Source organism: uncultured Jatrophihabitans sp. (assembly GCF_964244045.1).
Taxonomy (GTDB): Bacteria; Actinomycetota; Actinomycetes; order Mycobacteriales; family Jatrophihabitantaceae; genus Jatrophihabitans.
This window is the reverse complement of record NZ_CAXTHK010000003.1, coordinates 122,188-135,018: the sequence shown is the minus strand read 5'-3', so window position 1 is coordinate 135,018 and position 12,831 is coordinate 122,188. Positions and strand designations below refer to the sequence as shown.

General features: G+C 70.4%; 9 protein-coding genes. 5 read left to right on the top strand and 4 right to left on the bottom strand.

Annotation, left to right across the window (positions count from 1 at the left end):
- Nucleotides 1-37: 37 nt before the first annotated feature.
- The 3 genes from ACFFC4_RS03770 to ACFFC4_RS03760 all read left to right on the top strand — a co-directional run bounded on the left by ACFFC4_RS03770 (nt 38) and on the right by ACFFC4_RS03760 (nt 4,106).
- A complete protein-coding gene (locus ACFFC4_RS03770) occupies nt 38-877 on the top strand; it encodes an aspartate/glutamate racemase family protein (protein ID WP_375497929.1) in 840 nt (279 codons plus the stop codon).
- Between the two features lie 68 nt (nt 878-945).
- Nucleotides 946-2,001: a hypothetical protein gene (locus ACFFC4_RS03765; protein WP_375497927.1), complete on the top strand. Its 1,056-nt coding sequence runs from the start codon at nt 946-948 to the stop codon at nt 1,999-2,001.
- Complete coding sequence (locus tag ACFFC4_RS03760) at nt 1,998-4,106, top strand: protein kinase (RefSeq protein ID WP_375497925.1); 2,109 nt, start codon at nt 1,998-2,000, stop codon at nt 4,104-4,106. The genes ACFFC4_RS03765 and ACFFC4_RS03760 overlap by 4 nt, the downstream gene beginning before the upstream one ends.
- Nucleotides 4,107-4,340: 234 nt before the next feature.
- Here ACFFC4_RS03760 and ACFFC4_RS03755 read toward each other — a convergent pair whose 3' ends face one another.
- From ACFFC4_RS03755 to allB, 4 genes are all read right to left on the bottom strand, one after another.
- Nucleotides 4,341-7,004 carry an Ig-like domain-containing protein gene (locus ACFFC4_RS03755; protein ID WP_375497923.1) on the bottom strand — a complete coding sequence of 888 codons (2,664 nt, stop codon included), beginning with the start codon at nt 7,002-7,004 and terminating at the stop codon, nt 4,341-4,343.
- A gap of 257 nt (nt 7,005-7,261) precedes the next feature.
- Nucleotides 7,262-8,452, bottom strand: coding sequence for a DUF6986 family protein (locus ACFFC4_RS03750; protein ID WP_375497921.1), 1,191 nt, complete (start codon nt 8,450-8,452; stop codon nt 7,262-7,264).
- A complete protein-coding gene (gene alc / locus ACFFC4_RS03745) occupies nt 8,452-9,501 on the bottom strand; it encodes an allantoicase (protein WP_375497919.1) in 1,050 nt (349 codons plus the stop codon). Before alc ends, ACFFC4_RS03750 begins: the two co-directional genes overlap by 1 nt.
- Nucleotides 9,498-10,820, bottom strand: a complete 1,323-nt coding sequence (allB, locus tag ACFFC4_RS03740; RefSeq protein WP_375497917.1) for an allantoinase AllB — start codon at nt 10,818-10,820, stop codon at nt 9,498-9,500. Before allB ends, alc begins: the two co-directional genes overlap by 4 nt.
- 159 nt (nt 10,821-10,979) lie before the next feature.
- Here allB and ACFFC4_RS03735 point away from each other — a divergent pair, with 159 nt between their 5' ends.
- Both ACFFC4_RS03735 and uraD read left to right on the top strand, forming a co-directional pair.
- A complete protein-coding gene (locus ACFFC4_RS03735) occupies nt 10,980-12,239 on the top strand; it encodes an EAL domain-containing protein (RefSeq protein ID WP_375497915.1) in 1,260 nt (419 codons plus the stop codon).
- Nucleotides 12,240-12,270: 31 nt separating this feature from the next.
- Entirely contained in the window at nt 12,271-12,780 is a 510-nt protein-coding gene (uraD, locus tag ACFFC4_RS03730) for a 2-oxo-4-hydroxy-4-carboxy-5-ureidoimidazoline decarboxylase (protein ID WP_375497913.1), read from the top strand.
- Nucleotides 12,781-12,831: the final 51 nt, after the last annotated feature.

Sequence of the window (12,831 nt, the reverse complement as noted above, 5' to 3'; positions counted from 1 at the left end):
GATTCGGTCATCGACGGGCAACACCCGCGTCTCAGGTTTGCCCGAACGACCGGGCCGGCGCCGTCCCGCTCTCCGCCCTCACCCGAGGAGTGCCGATGACCCAGACCGCCGACCAGCTCACGAGTCCGGCCGCCGCGCCGGTCGCTTCGACAAGCCAACCACCGGGCGCCGGCGCCGCCGACCTGGGCGGTGCGCAGATCAAGGCGGGTTATCACCCGCGCCCGACCAACGAGGCCTGATCTGCGACTTCTACCTGATCCGCAAGCAGGAGATCATCGTCGACGACCTGTTCACCCTCGACGAGAAGGGCACCTATTTTTACGAGATCGCGGCCGGGCCTCGGGCCGACGCCTACGTCCTGGCCTGCTTCGGTGACCCGGGACTGGACGCTGTTCGTGAGCTGGCGACCGGGCCCGTTGTCGGCATCGCCGAGACGGCGATGCGCACGGCGGGCTACCTCGGCGGGGCGTTCAGCGTGATCACCACGCTGCGTCGCACGGTGCCGCACACGCAGCGGCTGCTCGATCGTTACGGCGTGCGTGCGCAGTGCCGCAGCGTGCGGGCCACCGAGATCGCCGTCCTCGATCTGGACGGTAATCCGGAGACCTTCAAGCAGGTACGCGACGAGGCGCGCGAGGCCATCGAGTCCGATGGAGCGGACGTCATTGTGCTCGGCTGTGCTGGCATGGCCGGGCTCGCGGCCGCGCTGCAGGACGAACTCGGCGTCCCGGTGATCGACGACGTGGCCGCTGCGGCCGGCGCCGCCGAGTCCCTCGTGCGAATGGGGCTGTCCACCAGCCGCGCCGGCCAGTACGCCGCGCCGCAGCACAGATCCGCAGGGTTTACCGGTTCTGTCCGATATGCACCTGGGCCTTGAGTGCCGGATCTCGGAGCGTCGACTGCACGCTATTCATTTGGACGCAGTGGGGGTTTACGGTCGTCGCCATGCGTGGGTTTGCGATACGACTGTGGGCGGCAGCGCTGGTGGCCGGTGCGCTGCTGACGCTGCCGGTCACGGCGGCACAAGCGGCGTCTTCAGTGTCTTTCAGTGCCACCCTCAACGGGCGGTCGACCTCGTCGTTGAGCACCAATGACCCACTGGTGCTGCGTCGTGGCTCACCGTTGACGGTGGCACTGACAGTGCGCAACAGCTCCACGCGGGCGGTCACCATCGCCGCGGCGCGGGTCCAGGGTCGGGTCATGGGGTTGAGCTTCTTCAGCTTCGATACGCAACTGAACCTCGTGATCGCGCCCAACAGCTCGCGCAGCACCAAGTTCCAGGTCGGTCTCACCGGGCTGGCCGATCAGGCCGACGGGCTGTTGCCTACCGAGGTCGCGCTGCTCGACCGCAACTCTGACGAGATCGTCTCGAAGGACATCACCGTCGACGTCAAGGGCAAGCTGACGTCGATCTACGGCATCTTCGGGTTGGCCATTGCCGCCATCACGCTGCTGTGGCTCGTGTCGCTGCTCTACCGGGTCAGCCGGCGGGCCCTGCCGGCGAACCGGTGGCAGCGCGGTGTGCAGTTCAGCGCTGCCGGTTTCGGTGTCGGGCTGGCCTTGACCTTCAGCGTCTCGGCCCTGCGCCTGCTCACTCCCAGCGCTGCCGTCTGGGCACCGTTCGTTCTCGGCGCTGGAGCGATCGGGCTCGCCGTCGGTTACATCACGCCCGGCCCGCGCCTCGTTGATCCGGACGAGGAAGCGGACTTCATCGCCGCGCGCGAACGTCAGTACGCGCGCATCAGCGGCGGCTCGGACGATCGGTACCTCGACCGCCACGGCGCGCAGCCCGAGCTCGGGACGGCGACGCCCCAGTCGGCGGTCGACGCCGGTCCCCAGCACCCGCCTGCACTGGGTGGCGAAGAGCAGGGGCAGTTGCCGTCCGCGGCACCGGACTCCAACGCCGAGCCCGGTCGCGACACCACCGTTCAGGCTTCGCGGTCCGACGTGGACTCGATCTTCGGATCGCAGTTCCGGCCCGACGACCGCGACCAACGATGACCGCAGCGGGCACCCTCGCCGCGGCCCTGCCCGGCATCGAGATCGGCACCGAACTCGGACGTGGCGGCTTCGGCATCGTCTACGGCGGTCGGCACAAGCGGCTGGGTCGCGAGGTCGCGATCAAGCAACTACCGCCCGCGTTCGCCAATGACGAAGAGATCCGCGACCGCTTCGTCACCGAGGCGCGGGTGCTCGCCGCGCTCGATCACCCGCACATCGTCCCGGTCTACGACTTCGTCGAGGCCGACGGCCTGTGCCTGCTGGTCATGGAGTCCCTGCCCGGTGGCACCGTCTGGGACGTCTTCCGCAAGGAGGGCATGAACCCGGGCCATGCCTGCGTCATCGTGGTTGCCGCTGCGGCGGGGCTGCACCACGCGCACGTCAACGGGGTGCTGCACCGCGACGTCAAGCCCGAGAACCTGCTGCTGACGGCGAACCGGCACCTCAAGGTCACTGATTTCGGTATTGCCAAGGTGATCGGTGGTGCCGACGCGGTGGCCACCAGCAGTGGCGACATCCTGGGCACCCCGGCCTACATGGCGCCCGAGCAAGCGGTCGGTGGCAACCTGACGGCCGCAGCCGACGTCTACGCCGCCGGCGTCATGCTGTACGAGCTGCTCTCCGGGCAACTGCCCTACTCCCAGGAGGGCGGCGGCCTGGCCATCGTCTACCGGCACCTGCACGAGGCACCGATCCCGCTGCAGGACACCGCCCCCCAGGTGCCCCGCCAGGTGGCCGACGTCGTCATGCGAGCCCTCGCAAGGGAGCCGGCGGACCGTTTCGGCACCGCCGAGGAGTTCGCGGTCGCGATCGGCGAGGCGGCGGTCGACGGGTTCGGCGGCGACTGGTATTCGGCGTCGGGCCTGCGGGTCATCGGGTCGGACCGCGTGATGAGCACGCTCACCAGCCCGGGCCTGCGCCGCGGTTCGGCAAGCACGGTGAACAGCTCGCCGGCGACGGTTCAGCAGTCACCCAACACCGTGCAGCAGTCCCCGAAAACGGTCGACCGGTCGCCCAGGACGCAAGCGGGCGGGTTGTTCGCCCAGGGTGATCATGACGGACGCGAGACGCGCCGCGAGCCCGGATTGCCCGCTGGCGAGGCTCCGCCTGCCCGTCCGGACTTCATGTCCAGCGGCGCCGGTCTGCCGGTTCCCGCGGCCCAGGCCGGGCCGCCTGCGCGCTTCGACTCCGGGGAGATCGTCTCGGGCGAGATCGTTCCTGCTGAGGTGATCCCCGCCCCCGCGCTGCCCTCGGTGCGGCCGGCGAACTCCGAACACCTCGTCGGATCGATCGCCATCCTGGCCAAGCCCCAGCCGCTGGTGCCGGTGCGCCAGATCCTGGACGTGCCGCGGCGCCCGGCCCTCGAGGTCGCGCTGGCCGGAGTGCTGCTCGTCCTGCTGCTCGTAGTGACGTGGATCGGTCTGGGCACGTCGAAGGACGGGTCCGGAACGACCACTGGCGCTGTGACCGTCGCAGGCACCGACGTGAGCGGAGGGGGCGACGTCACCGCCGACCTGGGCTCGGACATCCCGCTCACCATCAGCAACGTCCCGGCGGGTGTGACCACCGCCCGCGCGACTCTGACGGTGCACGGGGTATCGATCGGGTCATCCGACGACGCCACGCTCGTCCGCAGCTCATCCGGGTCCAGCGCTGCGTTGAAACTCGGTTCGACCAAGTACCTGGTCGGCGGACCCGTTGACGCCGACCTGCAACTGCGCAGCGCGGACAAGACGACGGTGGCCGAACGACACTTCTCGCTGAAGTCGAGCAAGAGCGGCTTCCTGACCATCCCGGGCGTCGTGCTCGTCCTGGCCGTCCTCTTCGCCCTTGCCTACCTCGAGTCGCTCACCCGCCCGCTGTGGAAGTTCGGCAAGTGGCGGGTGTCGGCGGCGTTGGGCCAGGGCCTCGTCGGCGCGCTGCTCGGCGCGGTGCTCAGCGGTCTTGCCTGGGTGCTCGGTCGCTACCAGCTCAGTGTCGCGACGGCGATCGTCGGCGCGGTGCTCGGTGCGCTGTTCGGGATCGCACTCGGGGTGGCCGCCGCCCGCGCAGGCACCTACCGACGCGTCATCCGCATCAACAAGCGCACACCCGTCCTGCGCTGACCCGCCCGCCGCTCCGGCCTGCTGCTCCGGCCGAGTTGTCCGCCCTTTGACCCGTTCGGGCATGGGGACGGGCGGACAGCGTGAATGACGACGTGAATGTGGGGACATCCGTCGCCGAAGTCGATCGGGTTGGCGCGCGGGATGGCCGGTTCCGTCGGCGGTAAGCGGGCGGTAGCCGCGCACACGTGATCAACACGCCTCCCCGGCACCACCCGGGCAGCACCCGGGGGCCGATCAGGTGGGGCGGCGGGCGATCAATCCGAGCAGCAGCACGAAGAAGGCGAGCGTCGCGGCCACGACCAGGGCCTGTGCCGTCGGGGCGTTGGAGTTGGCAGTCACGTAGACGAGGGCGACGTTGGCGGCCAACTGGCGGTCACCGCAGGTCGCCGTGACGCGGTACGAGCCGACGTCCAGACCGGTGGTCGAGACCGGCACCGTGAACCGGCCGCCGGCGTCGGCCGTCCCACTACCGACCGGCCGTCCGGCGATGGTGAGCTGAACGGCGCTGTTCGGCGCACAGCCCATGCCGGCCGCGCGCAGAGCTCCGCCGGGGATGACCGACGGGGCGGTGAGCCGCAGTGAATCAACGCCACTGCTCGCGGGCGGGTTCGTCACCGGCGTGCTGGGCTCCTGCGTCGGCGGCGTGGGAACCGTCGAGCTTGACGGTTCGGTCACGGCCGTCGGGACGACCTGCGGCAACGGGGTGGTGACGGCGGGTGTGTTCGGCGAAGACGGCTCGTTGGTCACCGGGGGCTGGGTGACCGGGGGCTGGGTGACCGGCGGTTGGGTGGTCGGCGGTGTCGTCGTTGGCGGTGTGGTGGTTGGCGGTGTGGTGGTTGGCGGTGTGCTGGTCGTCGGTGTGGTGGCGGTTGGCGACGGCGGAGTCGGGGTCTCGGTGGGTTGCGTGCTGCTATCGGTGACGGTGATGCTCACGGTGGCCGTTGAGGAGGAGCCTTCGCAGCATTGGGCCTGGTAGGTGAAGGAGTCCGGCCCGGTGTAGCCCTCGTTCGGGGTGTAGGTGAACGAGCCATTGGTGTTGAAGGTCAGGGTGCCGTGTGTTGGGTCGGTCAGCTTGGTCGCGCTGAGGGTGTCCGACGGGCCGGTGTCGTTGCCGAGCACGCCCGGTGCGTCGACGGTGAGGCTCGTGTTCTCGGGGGTGCCGTAGGCGTCGTTGACCGCGTTGACCGACGATGTGGTGGCGCTGACTGTGATGGGGGCAGTGTCCACCGCAGGGAAGACGGTGACGGCCTGCTCGTTCGAGCTGGCTTCTCCGGTGACTGAGTTCGTGTACGTACCTGGGGTCGTGGACACCGTGACGTCGAAGTGCAGTTGCTGCGTCCCCGGACTGGTGTCCGCTGCGGGCACGACGACATTCTGCGGATTCCAGGTGACTGTCTGACCGGTCACCGTCGGCGTGCCGAACGCCGCTGTTGACGACCCCGGAACGTAGCTGAATCCGGCCGGCAGCGTGTCGGTGACCGAGGTCAAGGTGGCTGGCACCGCGCCCGGGTTGCTCACCATCACGGTGTAGCCGTCCGAGGCGCCGGGGGTGGCCGTGCCTGAGTCAGCTGTCTTGGTGAAGGTCAGCGGGGCCGCGCCGATCGGCGAAAAGGTGGTGACCGCCGCGATCGAGGTGGAGCCCTGGGGTGCGACTGTTTTGCCCCAGCTCAGGGCCAGGCCGTTGTCGGTGCTGCCTTGGTAGATCGTGTCAGGAAGGTCAGTCTTGGCTCCGAGCGCAGTCCAGACTGTGTCGAAGTTGTCCTCGAGGTAGTGGCTGCCCGAGGTCAGCGGGTACATCGCCTCGATGCGGTTCGGATCGGTCGAGTCGGGCTCGGCCTGGCACACCGGCGAGTCGCCGTTCTGGAGCGCGCCGAGCCCGGTGTCCGAATCCTGCAGGTAGCAGTCGCCAGCGCGGTAGATGATCGCGTCGACGGGCTCGCCGCCCGGATTGTTCAGGGTGACGCTGGTGCGATAGCTCTCCTCGCCGGTCACGTAGGTGTCGACCTCGGTGAGGGTGAGCAACGGCGTCGTCTCGGCCAACGCGGCCACGGACTCGGTGTCGTCGGACGAGTTGGTGTCGTCGACCGGCTCGTCGGCGTCGCTGGTGCTCTCACTGGCGGACCCGCTGGAGCTGCTGGTGGCGTCGGCTGGATCCCCCTCGGCCAGTGGCCGGTACCGGGCTGCGGCCGGCGCAGCTTCCGTCGCCGACGACGATTCGACCGAGGTGGTGCTGTCGCTGGGGTCGGTCTGGGTGGGTTCGTTGATCTGACCCGGGGCGGACTGGTTCGTCGAGCTCGTGCTGTCGCTGGGGTCGGTCTGGGTGGGGTCGTCGGTCTGGGTGGGGTCGGTTGTAACGCTCGCAGGTGCTTCGCCCGTCGAGTTCGCGCTGCCCGTGGGGTTGTTCGAGGTCGAATCGTCGGTCGGAGTCGGATCGACGATTTGGGTCGGATCGTCGGTCCGGGTCGGGTTGTCGGTCCGGGTCGGGTTGTCGGCCTCGCTCGGGCTGTCCGTCGCCGACGTCCCGGCCACCCTGGCGTTCTCTTCCTGCTGCGGAGTTGGGGTGAGCGCCACCGTCGTGGTGATGCTGTAAGGGTTCTCGGCCGTGCCTGCACCCGTAGGGTCGGAGGACTGCGAGACCGGGGTGTACGGCGTATAGCCGGAACTCCCGGTGGCGCCCCCGCCGGCCGGGATGTTCGCCGGCCCGAACAGCAGGTCGCCGACCGCGACCAGGGTGCCGCATGCGGTACTGCCGAACCACTCGCCGGACGAATCGCCCACGTGGTTGACCGAGCAGTTGAGATCCGTGGAGATCGTGATGTTCGTCAGCGGGCCAGGCGAGCTGATCGTCGCCGCGCTGGCGGCGCTGGCGTGCAACCCAAGGGTGGCGAAAGCAGCCACCAATGCAGTGACGGCCGTACCGGCGAACGCGCCCCGGCGCTGGGCAGGTGTGGGCCTACGACCCCCCCTGCTGTGGGCATGGCGGCCCTGGCCTCGCACGATCAACCCCTTGAACACCGACGAATGCGCCGAATCATGCCGTCTGGCACGTCGCTGTGCGCGTCTCAGTCGCAGCTTGGCGCGGGGCATCCGACATACCGGGTATTAGGGGCAAAGACCGGCAGTCAGCGTGAACGCATGACGTCAAGACGGCGCAATTACGCCGTGACGAGAGCTCCCAGCTCGTCGGGTCCCACACCGGCCAGCCGGCGCACGTCCGGTTCGTCGAGGGCACCGCAGGTCAACCCGCGATGCAGGAACCCGGCGAGGGCCCGTGCCGTGGCCGGCTCGTCCAGCACCCCGGTCGACGAGCGCGCGAGGTAGTCCCGCAGCCGACGCGCGGCGGCCTCGAGGCCGTCGGCGTAGAAGGCGAACGTGGCCGCGAAGCGGGTCGGTAGTTGCGCAGGGTGCAGGTCCCAGCCCTGGTACAGCCCGTTCTCGAGCGAGCGGCGGACGAGGCGCAGGTGCAACTCCCACGCGCTGCGCACCTGCTCGCGGCTGCCGACCGGGACGATATTCGTCGAGCCGTCGCTGACCGGCACGCCGGTGCCGGCCGCGGCCACCTGCATCACCGCCTTGGCGTGATCGGCAACCGGGTGGGCCATCGACTGGTAAGCCGCTGCGACGCCGAGCGCGGCGCTGTAGTCGTACGTGCCGTAGTGCAGCCCCACGCAGCGCCCGGCGCTCGAGTGCAGCATCCGCGCCACGAGCGCCGTCCCGTCGGCGCCGAGCACGGCCTGCGGGGTCTCGACCTGGATCTCGAAGGGCAGGCGGGCCACGCCGAGCTCGGACTCCAGCGCCGCGCAGAGCTCGACCATGGCCTCGACCTGGGCCACCGACGTCACCTTGGGCAGCGTGACGCGGAAGCCGCGCGGCAGGCTGCCGAACGCGAACAGCTCCTCGAGGAACAGTTCCAGCGTGCGGACCGCGCGGCGTCGCGTGGGGCCCTCCAGCGACTTCATCCGCAGCCCGACGAACGGGGTGCCGGCATTGCGGCCCAGCGCGGTGCCGGCGGCGCGGGCCGCAGCGTCCTCCTCGTCGTCGGGGCGGATGCCGTAGCCGTCCTCGAAGTCGATCCGCAGGTCCTCGATCGGCTCGACCGCGAGCTTGTCGCGCACCCGGGCCTCGAGTGCGGCGTCGACGCCGGGCAGTGGCCCGTGCTCGTCGAGCGCGGCCAGCGCGCCGGCGCGCCACTCGGTGACGGTGTGCTCGGCGTAGCGGTCGGCCGGGACGTAGACGGTGTGCACGGGCTGCCGACGCGGGAGCGCGCCGGGGTACATCCGCGCCCGGCGGGCGTCGTCGTCGGCGAGCAGGGCGTCGAGCCGGTCGAACAGTGCCGGGTCCAGCATCAGGCGAACAGGTCGACGGGATCGATCGACGCAGCCTGCTCGGGCGGCAGCAGGTCGAGCCAACGCCGGGCGACGGCGTCTCGAGCGTCGTCCGGCACCGAGCCGAGCAGCCGCAGCCGGCTGATGCCGCCGTCGGGGTAGATGTCGAGCCGGACGAGGCTGGCGGCCGGGGCGGCAGCGAGCCGGAAGCGGTGCTCGGTGTCGGGCAGCAAACGGGTGCGGGGCAGCAGCTCGACGCCGGACTCGGCGTCGGTGAGCGACGCCCAACCCGGTGCGTTACCGACGAAGCGCGAGGTGTCGATGACGACCTCGTGCAGCACGCCCGGCGCACCGAGCCGTACGACCAGCCAGTCGTTGCCGTCGTCGCGGCGGCGGGCGGTCTCCCAGCCGTCGGACATCACGCGTGCCCGGCCGGGCGACAGCACGTTGGCCGGCGAGCTGTAGAACATGTTGCTGCACGCCTCGACCAGCCCGCCGTGCACCAGGGCACCGAGGTCGACGCGGCCGCCAAGGCGTCGCGGGTCGGGCACCGCCTCGCCGAAGACCCGCAGGCGCGCCACCCCGCCGTCCGGATGGATGGTCAGCCGGACGTGGGTCGCGAGCTGCTCGGCGGCAACCGGCACCACGTTGGCCGAGTCGCCGTCGAGATCGGTCTTGTCGACGAGGGTCTGCCACTCGGCGGCGCGCACCTCGTCCAGCGTCGGGTAGCCGAGCACGGTCGCAGCCTCGACCGATGCGTGCGGCGGGTAATTGCCCTTGAAGTGCGCGGTGTCGATGTTCACGCCCCGGACGACGCCCGGCACGCCGAGCCGGGTGATCACGAAGTCACTGGTGGCCCCGTCAGCGTCGGGCCCGCGGCGGCGACGGGTCTCCCACCCGTCGTAGACCTTGCCGCGGTCGCCGAACAGGTCGGGGTCGTGTCGTGCAGGGCCGGGGGCGATGAGCCGGTGGGCGTCGGCGTAGAAGTCGTCGTTCGAGAACATCACCGTGCCGCCGAGCGTGCGTGACGCGAGGTCGGGCAGGCGCCGGAAGTCGGCCTTCGCCGTCACCTCGCCCTCACCAGCTGCCCCCTGCGTGCGTCGTCGGTGATCGGAACCCCAGCCAACCACGTCTGCTCGACGACGCCGTAGAGGGTCCGGCCGGCGTACGGGCTGACCGGGTTCCGGTGCCGCAGCTTCGCAGGGTCGACCACGAACGTCTCATCCGGAGCGAAGACGCACAGATCGGCCCGCTGGCCGGGGGCGATCGTCCCGCGGTCCGTGAGCCCCGTCAGGGCGGCCGGCGTCTCGGCCATCCAGTGCATCAGGCGGGCCAGGGGCACCCCGCGCTCGCGGGCTTGCGTCCACATGACCGGCAGGCCGAGCTGGACGGACGCGATGCCGCCCCACGCGTCGCCGAAGTCGCCGGTGTCCAGGCGCTTGGCGGCAATCGTGCAGGGGGAGTGGTCCGACACGACGCAGTCGATCGCGCCGTCGGCCAGACCGGCCCACAGCGCGTCGCGGTTGCTGTCGTCGCGGATCGGCGGGCAACACTTGAACTGGGTCGCGCCGTCGGGGACGTCCTCGGCCCGCAGGGCAAGGTAGTGCGGGCAGGTCTCGGCCGTCACCGGCATGCCCTCGTCCTTGGCTGCGCGCAGCAGCGGCAGGGTCTCGGCGCTTGAGACGTGCACGATGTGCGTCCGGCAGCCGGTGCGTCGCGTCTCGGCCAGCAGCGCCTCGATGGCGCGGACCTCGGCCTGCGGCGGCCGGGAGGCGACGAAGTCGGCGTAGTGCCGGCCGTGCGGCTCGGGGGCGGCGGCGATGACGTGCTCGTCCTCGGCGTGCGCGATCAGCAGCCCGTCGAAGCCGGCGATCGTCTGCATGGCCAACGCGAGGTCGGCGCTCGACACCGGCGGGAACTCGTCCACCCCCGAGGGCAGCAGGAAGCACTTGAACCCGACGACGCCGGCCTCGTGCAGGGCCGCCAGCTGGTCGGCGTTGCCGGGCACCGCACCGCCCCAGAAGGCCACGTCGACGGCGAGCTGCCCCTGAGCGCAGGCGCGCTTCACGGCCAGGGCGTCGACGTCGATCGTCGGGGGGACGCTGTTCAAAGGCATGTCGACGATCGTCGTCACCCCACCGGCCGCCGCCGCGGCGGTAGCCGTCGCGAAGCCCTCCCATTCAGTGCGGCCCGGCTCGTTGACGTGCACGTGGCTGTCGACCAGCCCGGGCAGCAGCACCCGGTCGGCAGGCAGCTCGACGACCTCGGCGCCTCCCGGGTCGGCAGCCGCCACGACGTCGGCGATCACGCCGTCGCGCACGATGACGCTCGCCGGGCGCTCGTCGCCGCCAGTGACGACGCGAGCGGCGCGAAAGACGGTGATCGGCATCGGCCACATCGTGTCATGTCGGGGTGTACGTCTGATGTCGAGAATGCAATCGCGTGGGTCCCGCCGCGAACCGTTCTTAACGCGAATTTGACACTGTCGACGCAGTAACTCAAGATACCTAAGAGGGGGTTCCTGTCGGACGGTGCGGAGGCGGCCAGCATGACCAGAGTTGTCAAGCGCAGTCCCGATCCGACACGCCAGCGTCGGCTCGCGGGGCACTACCTGCGGGGCAGCGACAGCGACGTCGCCCGCATGCAGCGGACCGTGTCGCTGGCTGCTCGCTCGCTGGGTTTTCCGATCGGGCAGATCAACATTCTCGACGATCGAGAACTGTCCGTCGTGGGTGACTACGGCAGCGGCGTCACCGCCGTACCGCGCAACGAGAGCATGTGCCAGTTCCTGATCGACGACGGCGTCGCAGTGCTGGCCGTCGACGACCTGCGCGAGCACGAGCGCTACCGATTCCTGCCCTGCGTGCACCAGGGCGTGGCCGTCAGCTACCTGGGTGTCGCGTTGGTCAGCCGGGAGGCAAGCATGATCGGCAGCCTCTGCGTCGCCGACAACCGTGCGCGGCACATCACGGCCGGCGACATCCAGCGTCTCGCCGAGTTCGGCGAGATCGTCGAGGATCAGCTCGACCTGATCCGCCGCAACGCCGAGACCGACGCCTCGCGCGAGGTCAGCGCGATGATCGCCGCTGCGCTGGACAACGACGAAATCGTGCCCTGGTACCAGCCGGTCGTCGAGCTCAGCACCGACGCCCGGGTGGCCTTCGAGGCATTGGCGCGCTGGCGCCGACCAGACGGCTCCTTCGTCAACCCGGCCGACTTCGTGGGCGCGGCCGAGGACAGCGACCTGGTCGTCGATCTCGACCGCGCCGTGGCGCGTGCGGCCATCGAGGACCTCGCCCGGTGGCGGCGCACCGAGCCGTCGCTGCAGGTCAGTGTCAACCTGTCCACCCGCCACCTCGAACTGCCCGACGGCGCGTCCTACCTCGTCGAGGCCGCCGAGGCGGCCCGGCTCGACCCTTCGGCGCTCGTTATCGAGATCACCGAGACGCGGATGCTGTCCGACGTTGCACGGGCCACCGCGACCGTGCGCGAATTGCAGGACGCCGGCATGCGCGTGCTGCTGGACGACTTCGCCAACGGCTGGTCGAGCCTGGACTGGCTGATCGGGCTCGGCGTCAACGGGATCAAACTCGACCGGACGGTGACGACCGCGCTCGGCACCCGAGCCGGCGACGCGGTCTGCCGCGCCGTCGTCGGAATGGCTGCCGACCTGGACATCAGCACCACCATCGAGGGCATCGAGGGCGCCGCGCATCTGCTCGCCGCGCGGGAACACGGCTTCGTGTACGCCCAGGGCTACTACTGGTCGGCACCGGTGCCGGCCGTGGTGGTCGACGCGACGATCTAGCCGCCGCCGCCGGCCCCTAGGATCGGCGATTGTGAGCGAGGCCCTGATCAACGTCGTCGCCTTCGACGCCGTCTCGACGCCCGCCGCGGTCGAGTTGCTCCGGCCGGTCTGCGCGAGCACGCAGTGGTTGCAGGCGCTCGCCGACGGCCGGCCCTACGGGAAGTTCGGGGCGGTCGTCGAGCGCTCGGACGCGGTGCTCGCCGATGTGCCGTGGACGGGCGTCGAGGAAGCTATGACCGCGCACCCGCGCATCGGCGAGCGGGCGGCCGGAGCCGACCGCGAGTCCTCGTGGTCGCGCCAGGAGCAGTCTTCGGCCTCGGCCGCGACCGTCGACGACAGCACCGCGCTGCACGAGGGCAACGTTGCCTACGAGCAGCACTTCGGGCACGTCTTTCTCGTGTGCGCCACCGGCCGCACTCCGCGCCAGATCCTCGACGCTCTCAACGAGCGGCTCGACAACGACGTCGACACCGAGCGCCAGGTCGTGCGCCGCGAGCTCGCCGCGATCGTGCGGCTGCGGCTGGCCAAGGTGCTCACGTGAGCGACGCCTGCGGAGCGAACCGTGGGTATGGCGGCTTGCCCGGCCCGAACG